Source organism: Microbacterium sp. AK009 (assembly GCF_013410955.1).
GTDB lineage: Bacteria > Actinomycetota > Actinomycetes > Actinomycetales > Microbacteriaceae > Microbacterium.
On record NZ_JACCCG010000005.1, the window covers coordinates 183,127 to 196,901 of the forward strand.

Consider the following 13,775-nt stretch of genomic DNA (forward strand, 5'->3'; position numbering starts at 1 on the left):
GAATCATGACCCGCCCCCGCGATCCCTGGCCTCCCCTCGCGATCACGTTCCTCGTCCTCGCAATCGCCGGACTCGTCGCCACCTTCATCTTCAACGTCTGGGCGGTCGTGCAGATGCGCGATTTCATCGGCGACCTCGTCACCAGCGGCCCCGCGGTGTCATCTATCACCGTCGACCTCCTCGTCGTCGCCGTCGCGGCGTGCGTCGTCATTGTGGTCGAGGGGCGGCGCCTCGGGATGAAGCGGTGGTGGCTCTACATCGTGCTGTCGGGCATCACGGCGATCGCGTTCACGTTCCCGCTGTTCCTCGCGATGCGCGAACGGAGACTGGCCGCGCATCGCGCGGCGAACGGGGCCGCTCCGCCGGCGTGACATCCACCGAGACGGCTGCGGCCGTGCCGACCGTGCCGACAGAGCCGCGCGCCCGCAGCGGCATCGCGATCCGCTCGACGGAGGCTACCGTGGCGACCGCGTCATCCTCGCCGTCGAGGAGGAACTGGATGGCCCGGCGACCGAGCTCGTAATGCGGGATGGCGAATGTCGTCAGGCCCGGGTGCAGCCAACCCGCCAGCTGATGGTCGTCGAAGGAGACGAGGGAGAAATCCTCGGGCACGCGGAGCCCCGCCTCCTGCAGAGCCTGATATGCGCCGAAGGCGAGTCGGTCGTTGAAGGTGATGATCGCCTCGCCCCGCGCCCCGGTCGCGATGAGGTCGGCCGTCGCCTTCCACCCGTCCTCGGGCAGCCAGACCTTGCACACCCGCCCGCTCGCCGGCGCTATCCCGGCCTCGGCGAGCGCGTCGAGGATGCCCGCCAGACGCTCACGACCGGCGACCGTCTGAGGCGGCACCTCATCACGGGCGGGACCGGCTCCGAGCAGATGGATGCGGGTGTGACCGGCCGACAGCAGAAGCTCGGCCGCCCGCCGGCCGGCGTCGTACTCGTCGGGGATGATGGCCGTGACCGCCCCGGCCTCATCGGGCAGAGCGTTCAACAGCACCACCGATCGCCCGCGCACTCCCTCGGGTATCGGTCGTTCCCGGGTGAACATCGAGGCGATGACGACAGCGTCGACCTGTCGGTCGAGCATCGTCTGGATCAGTCGCTCCTCTTCGGCGAGATCGCCCTCGGTCTCACCGATGAACAGCAGATACCCCTCACGGTGAGCGTGATCGAGCGCGCCCTTGATCATGTCGCCGGCCAGCTGCGAGGTCGCGATGGTGTCGGAGATGAACCCGATGGTGCGGCTGGACCCGCGGCGAAGGTCGGCCGAGAGAATATTGGGACGGTAGCCGAGCTCCGAGGCCACCTGGCGCACCCGCTGCTGCGAGGCCTCCGAGATCCGCAGCTCGGTGCCACGGTCTGAGAGCACGAGCGACGCCGTCGTCCGTGACACGCCGGCGGCGCGGGCCACGTCGGCGAGGGTCACACGGCGTCGGGTCACATCATCCGTCCTTCGTTCCAGGCCGATCCTAACGGGTGGGTAACGACACCCGATGAGTTCGCATTCGCAGAGTTGACAGACGTCCGGCAGGTGGTCATGATGATCCTTGCTAACACGATTTAGCATGGAGCTGAATCGAGTTAGCTCAGAGTACCTCGCAGCCCCCTGCGTTCCTCGCACACCCGATCCAAGCCTCGCAGAACCCACGGAAGGGAGACACTGGTGTCTCAATCACACGGCCACCGGTCACGCCTCTATCTCGCCACCGGCCTTCTGGCCGCATCCGGCCTCGCGCTCGTCGCCTGCGCCCCTCCCGGCGGCGGCGGCACCGCCGACTCCGGCGGGTCGGCGGCGCCGACCCTGGACGGCGCCCCCACCTGCGGTGAGGAGGACGTCGTCCTCGACATGTACATCGAGACCGGCTTCCCGCTGCCGAAGGAACTGGCCGACGAATTCACCGATCAATACCCGAATGTCACCTTCGACATCCGCGAGGACCAGTTCGCCGTCATCACCCAGAACGCTCCCCGCGTGCTGCAGGACTCCCCGCCCGACCTGATGCGCCTGCCGCAGATGTCGGAGCTGGCCTCCAGCGGGCTGCTGCTGAACCTCGACCCCTACGCCGAGGCGTTCGGGTGGACGGACTGGCCCGCCTCGCAGCTGGAGCAGCTGCGCGTCGACGACGAAGGCCGACGCGGCGACGGCCCTCTCTACGCGATGGGGCTCAACTTCTCGATGACCGGCGTCTTCTACAACAAGGAGCTCGCCGAGCAGATCGGGATGACCGAGCCGCCGGCCACCCTCGAGGAGTTCGACGGCTACCTCGCCGCCGCGCGCGACGCCGGACTCACCCCGATCGCCCAGTTCAACGGCGGGGCGACCGGAGGTCTGCTCTTCCCGCTTCAGCTGCTCATGGCCTCGTACGGCGAGACCGCCCCGATCAACGACTGGATCTTCCAGAAGGAGGGGGCGACGATCGACACCCCCGACAACCTCGAGGCCGCCGAGCACCTTCAGGGCTGGGTCGAGGAGGGCTTCTTCGCCGACGACGTCAACTCCATGGACTACTCGCAGATGATGAGCCGATTCATCGGCGGCGAGAGCGTCTTCATCTTCAGCGGCGACTGGGAGTCGGGCAACCTCGACACCCAGATGCCCGACAACGCCGGCTTCTTCGTCATGCCTCCGCTCGAAGAGGGCGGCGCGATCGGTGCCATGTCGGCGCCCCTGACCTACGGCATCTCCGCCAACGCCGAGAACCCCGACTGCGCCGCGTTCTTCCTGAACTGGGTCGCCACCGACGAGACCGCCCGCACCATCACCGTCGAGGTCGGCGGGTCGCACCCGATGGGGCCGGCCGACGCCTTCATGCCCGAGGTGGCTGAGGGCTCGGTCACCGCGGAGACCCTCGCCGCCGGGACGACGATCAACGACGCCGACGGTGCGATGGACTTCATCGCCAACGCCACCGGCGCGATCTACGCCCAGAGCTGGACGCCCAACGTGCAGCGACTGGTCGCCGGTGAGCAGGACGCGGCGGGGCTGCTGAGCGCCGTCCAGACCGACTACGAAGCCGAGGTCGGTCAGTAGGCATGAGCTCGCGCTCCCAGGTTGCGGCGGCGGACACCTCCGCCGCCGCAACCCCTCCCCCCGTGTCGACCACTCCTGGTGACACCACGCTCATGCGCCGCCGCCGACGACGCCGTGTCATCCGCGACCTCAGGATCTACCTGCTCGTCCTGCCGGCGGCGGCCTTCTACATCGCCTTCGTCCTCCGCCCGATCGCGCTGACCGCCCAGTACTCGCTCTACGACTGGGACGGGTTCACCACCGCCTCCTGGGCGGGCCTGGACAACTACGGCGAGGTCTTCGGCAATCCGACGCTTCTCGGCGCGCTCCTCAACTCCTTCGAGCTGATCATCTACTTCAGCATCATCCCGGTGATCCTCGGACTGTTCGCCGCGAACATCATTCGCGGGATCGCGACCAGCAGACTGGCGACGGTCTCGCGCACCGTCCTGTTCCTCCCTCAAGTGATCCCGCTCGTGGCGGCGGGCATCATGTGGAGCTGGCAGCTGTCCTCCACCGGCTTCGTGAACCAGCTGCTGAGCGCGGTCGGCCTCGGCGGGCTCACGCGAGCCTGGCTCGGCGATTTCAACACCGCGCTCCCCGCCGTCGGCCTTATCGGTGCGTGGGTGCAGCTGGGTCTGTGCACCGTCCTGCTGCTGGCCGGCATGACCAAGATCGACCCCGCCCTCTACGAGGCGGCCCGCATCGACGGCGCCGGACCCATCCGCGAGTTCTTCTCGATCACCCTGCCGAGCGTCCGGCAGGAGCTCGCCGTGGCGATCACCGTCACCGTCATCTCCGCGCTGGCGAGCTTCGACATCATCTACATCTCGACCCAGGGCGGACCGGGCAACAGCACACTCGTGCCGGGTCTGCAGATCTACTACCTGGCCTTCTTCCAGCGCGACGTGGGCACGGCCTCCGCGCTCGCCGTCGTGCTGATGCTTCTGGTGCTCCTCGTGGTGCTGCCGCTGCAGCGCATCATCCGCGGGAGGGACGCATGATCACCCCGCTCCGCGACAAGATCCTCGGCCGCGCCCTGCTGTTCCTCCTGATGGCGATCACGATCATCCCGTTCGTGAGCCTGTTCGTCACGGCGCTTCATCCCCCCGGCACCTACCCCGCGGGTATCAGCTGGCCCGAGACCCCGCGATGGGACAACTTCCTCACGGCCTTCCAATCCGCCAACATGCTCGAGCTGCTGTGGTCGAGCGTCCTCATCGAGCTCGGCGTGGTGCCCATCGCGGTGCTCATCGCCACGCTGGCCGGCTTCGCCCTGGGCCACCTGCGCCCGCGCGGCGGGAACGCGGTCTTCATCGTGTTCATCCTCGGCTTGACTCTGCCCTTCGAGGGCATCGTCGTGCCGCTGTACTACCAGATGCGCGACATCGGGCTCCTGAACAGCCGGTGGGCGATCATCCTCCCCCTCATCGGCCTGTTCATGCCGTTCGCGATCATGTGGATGCGTGCGCACTTCGTCAACATGCCCCACGACCTCTCGGAGGCCGCGCGGGTGGACGGGGCGTCGACGTGGCAGCTGTTCTGGAAGATCCACGTGCCGCTCTCGGCACCCGCCCTGTCTTCGCTGGCGATCCTGCTCTTCCTCTGGACCTGGAACCAGTTCCTCCTCGCCATCGTGCTCGTCGACGATCCCGCCAACCGGACGATGGCGGGCGCCCTCGGTGCCTTCCAGGGCCAGTGGGGAACCGACATCCCGCTGCTGTGCGCCGGGTCGCTGCTGATCCTCACCCCGACGCTGCTGATTTTCCTGATCTTCCAGCGCCACTTCGTCTCCGCCCTCCTGCAGGGCTCACTGAAAGGCTGATCGATGCCGCCGATCCCGCCCTTCGATCCCGACGTGGCACACGCCCTCGCCACCAACCCCGACGTCGTCACCACCCTGCGTCCCGACGAGATCGCGTCGCTGCGCGCCCGCAACCTCCCCCCGTCGATGGCGGAGGTCACGCGGGGCGGACGCCTGGAGCACTCGGTGCACCGGCTCGACGGGCCGGGTGGCGACCCCCTCCGGGTGATCCTCCTCCAGCCGGTCGCCCGCACCGGACCGGTGCCGGCGCTGGTGTTCGCCCACGGCGGGGGGCTCGTGGTGGGAGGGCCCTACGACGGAATCGCCGCGCTGGCCGCGCTGGCCGACGAGACGGGGGTCGCCGTCGCCTCCGTCGACTATCGACTGGCACCCGAGCATCGCTACCCCGCCGCTGTCGAAGACGTCTACGCCGTGCTCAGCTGGGTCGCAGACCGTGCGGGCGAGCTCGAGATCGACCCCGATCGCATCATCCTGTCGGGCATCAGCGCCGGAGGGGGTCTGGCCGCCGCGACCGCTCTCCTCGCCCGGGATCGCAGCGGTCCCGCTGTCTTCGCGCAGCTCCTCATCTGCCCGATGCTCGATGATCGCAACCAGTCCCGTTCGGGTGCGCAGATGGTCGGCCGCGGCGCGTGGGATCGCGAGGCGAACGAGACCGCATGGACTGCCTACCTCGGGCACGACCGCACCGAGGTGCCGATCTACGCCGCACCGGCGCGTGCCGAGGATCTCTCCGGCCTTCCGCCCGCGTTCATCGACGTGGGGTCGGCCGAGACCTTCCGCGACGAATGCGTGGCGTATGCCGACCGCCTCTGGCAGAGCGGCGGTGACGCCGAGCTGCACGTCTGGCCCGGCGGCGCGCACGGATTCGACGCCCTCGTGCCCGAGGCACTTCTCAGTCGCGACGCCACCCGCGTTCGCGCCCGATGGCTCACCCGCGTGCTCGCCCACGCTCGGCGCACCCTCGCGGGTATCTGAACCTGCCCCCGCCGGTCGTCCCCCCGGCCGGCGGGGGTACGGCCATCCCGGGGGCTGCCGGCAGGGGTTCAGTCACCGCGTCGCCGGCGCATCTGCGCGAGGGGCATGTTCAGCCGCGGATTGCCCGCCAGCCTGGACTCGTGCCGCTCGAGGAAGGCCCAGTAGGCGCTGGTGAAGACAGAGTCGCGAGCTTCGCGGTCGCTCCCCCACCACCGCCCCATCTTCTGCAGGTAGGCCCCGCCCGAGACATAGGGCTTCGTGGCCACGCCCCCGCCGTCGGCATACTGGCTCATTCCCTGGACGTTGGGGACCATGACCCACTCGTACGCGTCGACGAACAGCGCCGAGTACCAGTCGAACACCGCCCGCGGGTGATACCCCTGCAGCAGGAACCAGTTTCCGAGGACCATGAGCCGCTCGATGTGGTGGGCGTAGCCCCAACGATGGACGCGCTCGAGCACGACCCGCACCGGTATCGGCAGATCGTCGGGGATGCCGTCGCCGGTGTACCACCAGTCCTCGAGGGGACGGGTGAGTTCGAAGTGATTGGCGTCGATGAGGGCGGGGTCGGCGCGGTAGGAGCCCCGCATGTACTCCCGCCAGCCGATCACCTGACGTACGAACCCCTCGAGTGAGGCGATCGGCACCGCGTCTCGGTGGGCTACCGCGGCGCGGACGACCTCTTCCGCACGGAGCAGACCCACGTTCAGGAAGGGACTGACGATCGCGTGGAAGAGGAACGGCTCGTCGGCGGCCATGGCGTCCTCGTAGCGACCGAAGAGCTCCAAACGCTCGGCGACGAACGACGCCAGCCACTCCCGCGCCGCAGGAGCGGTGACCGGCAGCCAGAAATCCGCCGCGTCGCCCGGATGATCGGCGAACCGATCGGCGACGAGGGCCATCACCTCCCGAGTGATCTCGTCGTGCCGGGCCTCGGGGAGGGCGGGGACCGGGACGCCGCCCGGGGGAAGCGGATGACGATTGTCGGCGTCGAAGTTCCAGGCACCGCCCGCGGGCTTGTCCCCCTCCATCAGGACACCGGTCCGGAGGCGCTGCCACCGGTAGAAGTCCTCCATCTTCGCCCGCGGGTGCCCCTCGAACCATCCGTCGAGATCGTCGGCCGATGTGAGGAACAGCGCGTCCGGATAGATGCGGGTCGCAACGCCCTCGTCCTCGCAGAGCCGGCGCAGACGCTCGTCCACGCCGCGATCGGTCGCGCTCATCCACGCCAGCCCGTCGATCCCGTGATCGCGGATCAGTCGTCGTACACCCGCTGCGAAGCTCCACTCCTCCCCCACACGGAGGTGCGCCACACGGTGTCCGGCTTCCTCGGCGCGCGCGGCCGCATGGCGGAGTCCGGAGAGGATGAGCACGAGTTTGTGCGCATGGAACGGCCGACGGGTGAGCGCGGATTCCGCCTCGACGAAGAACAGGATGTCGATGTCCGGATCGCTGAGGGCGGGGTGATCCTCGAACAGCTGGGTCGCGAGGATCAGTGCGGCCTTCATGCCGTCATCCTGCCACCCTCCGAGGAGACGGAGGTCGTCGTAGGCTCGGCACATGCCCCGCACCGGTCCCGCCACGCACGACGTCGTCGTGATCGGAGCGGGCCTGGCGGGTCTGCGGGCGGCGCACATCCTCGCCCGCGCGGGCCGCGACGTGGTGGTGCTCGAGGCGGCCGACGACGTCGGCGGCAGGGAGCGCACCGACATCGTCGACGGGTTTCTCCTCGACCGCGGATTCCATGTGCTGAACCCGGCCTACCCCGCACTGCCGCACGCGGCCGACCTCGCCGCCCTGGATCTTCAGGCCTTCCCCGTCGGAGTGCGGGTGCGCCGCGAGAGGCGTTCGGTGCGCCTGGGGCATCCTCTGCGGCATCCGGGCCTCATCCCCGCCACGGTCGCGAGCGGCCTCGTCCGGCCCGCGGACCTCTGGGCACTCGCCCGGTGGACGATGCCGGCGATGCTCGACCCGAAGGGCGTCATCTCCGGCTCCGACCGCAGCCTCGCCGAGGGCTGGGCGCGGGCGGGCCTCACCGGAGCTCTGCGCACCGAGGTGCTCGAACCCTTCCTCGCCGGAGTGATCGCCGATGACACCGGCGCGACCTCGGAGGCGTTCGTCCGACTGCTCGTGCGCATGTTCGCGCTCGGGCGGCCGGGCCTGCCCGCGGACGGCATCGCCGCCCTTCCCCGACACCTGGCCTCCCGGGCCGAGGCGGCGGGTGCCGACATCCGCCTGTCCCACCGGGTCACCGCCCTGTCGCGCGGAACGGGTGCCTGCGAGGTGGCGGTCGCAGGGGCCGACACCGTGCACGCGAGCCGCGTGATCATCGCGGTGGGACCGGAGGCGGTCGCGACGCTCACCGATCTGCCGGCACGGAAGACGAAGGGACTGCAGACCTGGTGGTTCGACGCCGCGCAGGAGCCCGCGTTCGACGCCCTCCTGGCCGTCGACGGGCGACGCCGGGGGCCGATCGTGAACACCGCGGTCCTCTCGCGCACGGCACGGACCTACGCCCCGCGCGGTCATCACCTCGTGCAGGCGACCTGTCTGCTCCCCACCGACGGCCGGGGAGCGTCGGAGGACGAGGTGCGCCGTCAGCTCGCAGAACTGTGGGGGAAGGATGCCGCGCAGTGGCGGCTCCTCCGCCGCGACGACGTGCGCCACGCCCTCCCGGCACAGCCGGCGCCACTGCACGTGAGGAGCGCGCCCTGGATCGCCGAACGCATCCTGATCGCCGGCGACCACCGCGACACCGCGTCGATCCAGGGTGCCCTCGTCTCGGGCGCGCGGGTCGCGCGGACGCTCCTGTCGATCTGACTCCCGCCGTCAGCGGCCCCCCGCCTCGGCGATGGCGCTCAGGGCCGTGACGATGATGAGGCCGTTGACGAAGTAGCCGATGACGGAATGGGTCATCACCCGCCACCGCATCCGCCGGTCGTGCACCTCCACGTCGGAGGCGGCGAAGCTGACCGCGACCGTGTAGGAGAAATAGGCGAACTCGAGGATGCCGGGGGTCGCGGTGCCGGGGAAGCGCAGCGGACGATCGTTCTCGCGGTAGTACAGCTGCAGGTAGAGCTGAGCGTATCCCCAGTGCAGCAGGATCCAGGCGAGGAGCATGGCCCAGATTCCGATGATGTCCAGCAGCGGGGTGATCGCGTCGTCGGGTTGGAGGAAGATGTGCTGGACGGTGGCGACGACGCCGACAGCGCTGGTGAAGATCGTCGCCGTCAGCGAGATCGTGCGGGGCACGATGCCGAGCTCCATCAGCAGCGGCGGCCCGTCGCTCGCGGCGCTGCGCCCCGCGAGCCACAGCACCACCCAGATCCCTGTGGCGTAGGCAGTGCCCACGCCGCACCAGGCGAAGAGAAGGACGGCGGAGGTCGTGTTGTCAGGGGCGAGGATGAAGCCGATCCCCAGGACGACGAGCGTCAGCTGCAGCACCGAGCTGATGGCGAGCCCCCACACCGCGGTGCGTCGTCGTGTGCCCGTGGCGAGGCCGCTCATCTCAGAACATCCACGGTTCGATCCCCTCCATCCCCGGACCGCTCTCCCGGGGCGGGTCGGCGATGATCGGCGGCGGGGTCCACCGCCGGCGCAGCCGCCGCACCCAGGGGTTCTGCCACATCCCCTGTGCCCCCGGCATCCCCACACGCAACCGGACGAGGTCGGCGGCGCGAGGACCGGTGGGGATGTCGCGAGGCAGAGAGGACGCAGCGACGATCCAGTCGGGGAGCGACAGCAGGCGCAGGATGCCGCGCAACCGCTCGGACTCGGAGACGCTGTCGCGCTCCAGCTCCTCATCGAGGATCTCCGCCAGCTTCTCGCCGGACTCGGGGACCCCTGCCAGGGCCGCGAACTCCGGGGCCGCGGCGACACCGACCGGCTCGGAGGCGACGTCGTCATCGGCGCCGGGGTCAGCCGACGGGTCGCTGTCGTAGCGGCCGACCTCCTCGGCGCCCCGCCAGGCGACCAGCCCGAGCTGCCGGTCGCGGCGCACCTGCACGGCGAAGACCGCACAGTCGAGCTGCTCGGCGACCACGGCACCGACCTCGGTGATCCCGCGACGCCCCGCCGCCACGACCCCCGCCCCCGGATCGCCGATCACGACCTGGGTGCCCGATGCAGTGGGCGCGATCCAACCGGTGAAGCGGATGACGCGGAGCACCCTCTCGAGAGACGCCGCGTCCGCGGCATCCGTCATGAGCACCAGCGCACCGTAGGAGTAGCCGTCCGGCCCCCCGACTTCGCCGGGGGTGGAGATGGGCAGGTAGGCCATCGCGTCGTCCGATCAGGCGTCGGCCTTGCGGCTCCCCGCTTCGAGGACGTCGCCCGCGGGAAGCTCCTGGTGACCGCCGAACTGCAGGCGCATCGCCGAGAGCACCTGGTTGGCGAAGTGGTCCTCGCCCCGCGAGGCGAATCGTTCGAACAGCGACGCGGCGAGCACGGGGGCGGGGACGCCGGTGTCGACGGCGGCCTTCACCGTCCATCGCCCCTCGCCCGAGTCCGACACGCGCCCGGCGAGACCGTCGAGGGTGGGATTCTCCTGCAGGGCGGCTGCGGTGAGATCGAGCAGCCACGAGGAGATGACGGACCCGCGGCGCCAGAGCTCCGCGACCTTCGGTGTGTCGATGGTGAACTGGTAGAACTCCGGCTCCTCCAGCGGCGCCACCTCGGCGGAGTGCTCGGCCTGATGTATGCCCGCATCGGCATGTTCGAGGATGTTCAGGCCCTCGGCGAGCGCCGCCATGATGCCGTACTCGATCCCGTTGTGCACCATCTTCACGAAGTGGCCGGCGCCCGACGGGCCGCAGTGCAGGTAGCCGAGCTCCTCGGGTGCGAAGTCACCCGCGCGGCCCGGGGTGCGCTCGATCACACCGCGGCCGGGGGCGATGGTCTTCAGGACAGGCTCGATGCGGCTGAACGCCTCATCCGGACCGCCGACCATGAGGCAGTAGCCGCGGTCGAGACCGAAGACGCCGCCGCTCGTGCCGACATCGACGTAGTGGATGCCCTTCGGCTTCAGCGCGGCGGCGCGGCGGACGTCGTCGCGGTAGTTGGAGTTGCCGCCGTCGATGATGATGTCGCCCGCCTCGAGCACCTCCGCGAGCTGATCCACGACGCCGCCGGTGAGGCCCGCCGGGATCATCAGCCACACCACCCGGGGGGTCTCCAGCTTGCTCGCGAGCTCGTCCAGCGTCGCAGCGCCCGTCGCGCCTTCCGCGGCGAGGGCGGTCACAGCTTCCCGATTGACGTCGTAGACGACGCAGTCGTGACCGTCGCGCATCAATCGTCGCACGATGTTCGCGCCCATCCGCCCCAGTCCCACCATCGCCAGCTGCATGTGTCCTCGCTCCGCTTCGGGCACCGGTCGGTCCGGCCCTGCTCGCAGTCTAGGGACGCCGTGCGACGAGCGGCTATCACTGCCGTCGACCCGGTGCAAGCTCTCCCGCCGAAATCGTCCCGCGCCTATCGTCGAAGCCACCCCGATCGATAGGAGCGTTCCGTGGCCACCACGACCGACAAAGCCTCTTCCGCCACCCGCAACAAGCGGCGGCCGTCGCGCGGCGCCGAACTCACCGACGAGCAGAACGCCGAGAAGGGCTTCCAGGCGTCGGAGACGCTGAGCAACAGCCTGCAGCGTGTTCTGGTCGATCTGATCGAACTCTCGCTGCAGGGTAAGCAGGCCCACTGGAACGTCGTCGGGACGAACTTCCGCGACACCCACCTGCAGCTCGACGAGATCATCGACGCCGCGCGCGAATTCGCCGATGACATCGCCGAGCGGATGCGGGCGCTGCACGCCCTGCCTGACGGTCGCAGCGACGCCGTCGCCGAGACGACCACCCTGCCGGAGTTCCCGCAGGGCGAGATCGCCACCACCGAGGTGATCGACCTGATGACCGAACGTCTCGACGCCGTCGCCGGCACCGTCCGCGACGTGCACGACGCCGTCGATGACGAAGACCCCACGAGCGCCGACATCCTCCACGGGGTTCTCGAGCGCGTGGAACAGCTGTCGTGGATGGTGAGCGCGGAGAACCGCACACCCCGGCGCTGACAGCGCAGAACGAGAGCGGATGCCGTGGGGGCGGCATCCGCTCTCGTCATGTCCGCCGCGGGGGCCTGAGGTTTGGGTCGTGTCCGCCGACCTCGCTACTGTGTACCGGCGGCGACGACGCACAACCGTCGCATGGAGAGGAAGCGATGTCCGACCAGAACCATGCTCCCGAAGACGGGCCGCAGCCCGCCGATCCTCCGACCGCAGGCTCCTACGCACCTCCGGCGGGTCACCACGCGCCGCCTGCCGGACAGTACGCCCCGCCCGCGGGGCAGTACGCGCCGCCCGCGGGGCAGTACGCGCAGCCCGCGGGGCAATATGCCGCACCGCCCTCCTACCCCGGTGCCCCGCTGCCGCCGTATGCCCAGCCCGGCATCGTCTACCCGGGCGGGCCCTCCTCCCCGGAAGGCCCCGATACCCGCTCCAAGGTGCTCGCGATCATCGCGCTGGTCGCCTCGATCGTCGGCCTGCTCATCGCCTTCGTCCCGTTCCTCGGCTGGCTGTCCGCCCCGCTCCTCCTGGCGGCGCTGGTGATGGCCATCATCGCCCTCGCCGTGAAGTCGCAGGGCGGCAAGGGCTTCAGCATCGCGGCGCTCATCATCTCGGTGCTCGGCGGTATCACGGCGATCGTGGTGACGATCGTGGCGGCGCTGTTCACCACGATCTCGACCATCGAGACGATCGAAGACGGCATGACCGACCCGTTCACCCCCGGCGGGGGCGAACCGATCACCGCGGCCGAACCCGTCCAGGTCGTCGAGACGGCTTTCGGTCAGGACACCCTGGATCCCGAGCTCTGGTGGTACGTCGTGATCGTCGACAATCCCAACCCCGACGCGGTCTTCGAGTACGGGGAACTCACCACCGAGGCGATTGACGCCTCCGGCACGATCCTCGACAGCTCGACCGACTACATCACCATGCTTCCCGGTCAGGTCGCCGTGTCCGGGTCGTTCTACGAGGTCGGCGCGAACGAGATCACCGCGCTCGAGGTCATCGGTCCCGACCCGGCCGAAGCGGTGACCGAGCCCTCGACCGGCGCCGGCAAGTTCTCGGTCGGCGATCTGGCCGCCACCGGCGACGAGTACGCGACCGAGGTCTCCGGCACCGTCACCGGGCAGTTCCCGGTTGATCAGGAGTTCGTGGGCGTCACCGTCGTCGCCCGTGATCCGGGCGGAACGATCATCGGCGGCACCTCGACCTACATCGAACGCCTGCCCGCCGACGGCGGAAGCGCCCGTTTCGAGGCGGTCTTCTTCACTCCGCTGCCTGCCGACACCGTGTACGAGGCGTATCCGTTCCTCTGATGGCGTGATCTTCGGGGCTCATCGCCCGCGGCGGGCCACACCGCGCACGACGCGGAATGTCAGCGCGCCCGCGAGCACCCACGGTCCGACCACGAGCAGGGGGTCGATCCAGGCGTGCTTTCCGTCCGACCGTCCCGGACTCATGCGGGATGCGACGGGGCGACGGCCACGCTCACCCAGAACCCCCGACTGCGTGATCGGGTCGTCGGGACGACGGCTCGCGAACGACCGGATATGCGCCGTGATCGCCTCCACCCGGTCACCCAGCACCAGCAGGAGCCAGTGCGCGGTCTGTCCTTCGCTGAACCGCTCGTAGGCGAGGCGACGCAGCGCCCCGGCGGGGCCGTGAAGGGGTTGCGCCGTGCCGAAGACGGGCGTGAGCCGCTCGTGCTCCACGGAGCGCTCGCGGTATCCCCTGACGGGCTGCTGATCGGGCATCTCCCCGTGCGCTCCGGTCTCGATACCGGGCACCTCGCGAGGGAAGGCGGGGCGATCAGCCGGATCGAGGTCGGCTCCCCAGCCGGGGATCCTCTCGCGGAGCTCGTCGGAAGTCGGCCGGGTTCCGGGCTTGGCGGCGGTGTAGGGCATTGCTTCTCCT

The 13,775-nt window shown here is 69.7% G+C and carries 14 protein-coding genes; 8 read left to right on the forward strand and 6 right to left on the reverse strand.

The genetic code is table 11. The features are described from left to right. Positions 1 to 5 precede the first annotated feature (5 nt). Positions 6 to 371, forward strand: coding sequence for a DUF2834 domain-containing protein (locus HDC37_RS12370; protein ID WP_179560702.1), 366 nt, complete (start codon positions 6 to 8; stop codon positions 369 to 371). Here the strand turns inward: HDC37_RS12370 and HDC37_RS12375 are convergent. Further along, on the reverse strand, positions 289 to 1,440 hold the full coding sequence (locus tag HDC37_RS12375; protein WP_308472200.1) for a LacI family DNA-binding transcriptional regulator: 1,152 nt from the start codon (positions 1,438 to 1,440) through the stop codon (positions 289 to 291). The two genes, HDC37_RS12370 and HDC37_RS12375, sit on opposite strands and share 83 nt — an antisense overlap. Positions 1,441 to 1,662: 222 nt before the next feature. On the opposite strand from HDC37_RS12375, the gene HDC37_RS12380 reads away from it, so the two are divergent. The 4 genes from HDC37_RS12380 to HDC37_RS12395 all read left to right on the forward strand — a co-directional run bounded on the left by HDC37_RS12380 (position 1,663) and on the right by HDC37_RS12395 (position 5,809). After that, complete coding sequence (locus HDC37_RS12380) at positions 1,663 to 3,030, forward strand: extracellular solute-binding protein (protein ID WP_179560703.1); 1,368 nt, start codon at positions 1,663 to 1,665, stop codon at positions 3,028 to 3,030. 92 nt (positions 3,031 to 3,122) lie between these two features. Further along, positions 3,123 to 4,013, forward strand: coding sequence for a carbohydrate ABC transporter permease (locus HDC37_RS12385; protein ID WP_179560917.1), 891 nt, complete (start codon positions 3,123 to 3,125; stop codon positions 4,011 to 4,013). Then, positions 4,010 to 4,834 carry a carbohydrate ABC transporter permease gene (locus HDC37_RS12390; protein WP_179560704.1) on the forward strand — a complete coding sequence of 275 codons (825 nt, stop codon included), beginning with the start codon at positions 4,010 to 4,012 and terminating at the stop codon, positions 4,832 to 4,834. The genes HDC37_RS12385 and HDC37_RS12390 overlap by 4 nt, the downstream gene beginning before the upstream one ends. A gap of 3 nt (positions 4,835 to 4,837) precedes the next feature. Then, positions 4,838 to 5,809, forward strand: coding sequence for an alpha/beta hydrolase (locus HDC37_RS12395; protein ID WP_179560705.1), 972 nt, complete (start codon positions 4,838 to 4,840; stop codon positions 5,807 to 5,809). 68 nt (positions 5,810 to 5,877) lie between these two features. On the opposite strand, the gene HDC37_RS12400 is transcribed toward HDC37_RS12395, so the two are convergent. After that, positions 5,878 to 7,317 (reverse strand): cryptochrome/photolyase family protein, encoded by a 1,440-nt coding sequence (locus HDC37_RS12400; protein ID WP_179560706.1) that lies wholly within the window; start codon positions 7,315 to 7,317, stop codon positions 5,878 to 5,880. A 52-nt stretch (positions 7,318 to 7,369) separates the two neighbouring features. Here HDC37_RS12400 and HDC37_RS12405 point away from each other — a divergent pair, with 52 nt between their 5' ends. Beyond that, a complete protein-coding gene (locus tag HDC37_RS12405) occupies positions 7,370 to 8,629 on the forward strand; it encodes an NAD(P)/FAD-dependent oxidoreductase (protein WP_179560707.1) in 1,260 nt (419 codons plus the stop codon). Positions 8,630 to 8,638: 9 nt separating this feature from the next. Here HDC37_RS12405 and HDC37_RS12410 read toward each other — a convergent pair whose 3' ends face one another. Genes HDC37_RS12410 through gnd form a run of 3 tightly spaced genes read right to left on the reverse strand, consistent with a single transcriptional unit; the run spans position 8,639 to position 11,153 of the window. Next, complete coding sequence (locus tag HDC37_RS12410) at positions 8,639 to 9,316, reverse strand: DUF1345 domain-containing protein (RefSeq protein ID WP_179560708.1); 678 nt, start codon at positions 9,314 to 9,316, stop codon at positions 8,639 to 8,641. Between the two features lies 1 nt (position 9,317). Beyond that, entirely contained in the window at positions 9,318 to 10,088 is a 771-nt protein-coding gene (locus HDC37_RS12415; RefSeq protein ID WP_179560709.1) for a hypothetical protein, read from the reverse strand. A 12-nt stretch (positions 10,089 to 10,100) separates the two neighbouring features. Then, complete coding sequence (gnd, locus tag HDC37_RS12420) at positions 10,101 to 11,153, reverse strand: phosphogluconate dehydrogenase (NAD(+)-dependent, decarboxylating) (RefSeq protein WP_179560710.1); 1,053 nt, start codon at positions 11,151 to 11,153, stop codon at positions 10,101 to 10,103. Between the two features lie 162 nt (positions 11,154 to 11,315). Here gnd and HDC37_RS12425 point away from each other — a divergent pair, with 162 nt between their 5' ends. Continuing rightward, complete coding sequence (locus tag HDC37_RS12425) at positions 11,316 to 11,870, forward strand: Dps family protein (RefSeq protein ID WP_179560711.1); 555 nt, start codon at positions 11,316 to 11,318, stop codon at positions 11,868 to 11,870. Between the two features lie 146 nt (positions 11,871 to 12,016). Further along, positions 12,017 to 13,177, forward strand: a complete 1,161-nt coding sequence (locus tag HDC37_RS12430) for a hypothetical protein (protein ID WP_179560712.1) — start codon at positions 12,017 to 12,019, stop codon at positions 13,175 to 13,177. A gap of 18 nt (positions 13,178 to 13,195) precedes the next feature. On the opposite strand, the gene HDC37_RS12435 is transcribed toward HDC37_RS12430, so the two are convergent. Continuing rightward, on the reverse strand, positions 13,196 to 13,765 hold the full coding sequence (locus tag HDC37_RS12435; RefSeq protein ID WP_179560713.1) for a hypothetical protein: 570 nt from the start codon (positions 13,763 to 13,765) through the stop codon (positions 13,196 to 13,198). Between the last annotated feature and the right edge of the window lie 10 nt (positions 13,766 to 13,775).

Bases quoted from the DNA above. Each gene is read 5' to 3' on its own strand.
- HDC37_RS12370 (WP_179560702.1), top strand. From the start codon at position 6: ATGACCCGCCCCCGCGATCCCTGGCCTCCCCTCGCGATCACGTTCCTC.
- HDC37_RS12385 (WP_179560917.1), top strand. From the start codon at position 3,123: ATGCGCCGCCGCCGACGACGCCGTGTCATCCGCGACCTCAGGATCTAC.
- HDC37_RS12390 (WP_179560704.1), top strand. From the start codon at position 4,010: ATGATCACCCCGCTCCGCGACAAGATCCTCGGCCGCGCCCTGCTGTTC.
- HDC37_RS12395 (WP_179560705.1), top strand. From the start codon at position 4,838: ATGCCGCCGATCCCGCCCTTCGATCCCGACGTGGCACACGCCCTCGCC.
- HDC37_RS12400 (WP_179560706.1), bottom strand. From the start codon at position 7,317: ATGAAGGCCGCACTGATCCTCGCGACCCAGCTGTTCGAGGATCACCCC.
- HDC37_RS12405 (WP_179560707.1), top strand. From the start codon at position 7,370: ATGCCCCGCACCGGTCCCGCCACGCACGACGTCGTCGTGATCGGAGCG.
- HDC37_RS12410 (WP_179560708.1), bottom strand. From the start codon at position 9,316: ATGAGCGGCCTCGCCACGGGCACACGACGACGCACCGCGGTGTGGGGG.
- HDC37_RS12415 (WP_179560709.1), bottom strand. From the start codon at position 10,088: ATGGCCTACCTGCCCATCTCCACCCCCGGCGAAGTCGGGGGGCCGGAC.
- gnd (WP_179560710.1), bottom strand. From the start codon at position 11,153: ATGCAGCTGGCGATGGTGGGACTGGGGCGGATGGGCGCGAACATCGTG.
- HDC37_RS12430 (WP_179560712.1), top strand. From the start codon at position 12,017: ATGTCCGACCAGAACCATGCTCCCGAAGACGGGCCGCAGCCCGCCGAT.
- HDC37_RS12435 (WP_179560713.1), bottom strand. From the start codon at position 13,765: ATGCCCTACACCGCCGCCAAGCCCGGAACCCGGCCGACTTCCGACGAG.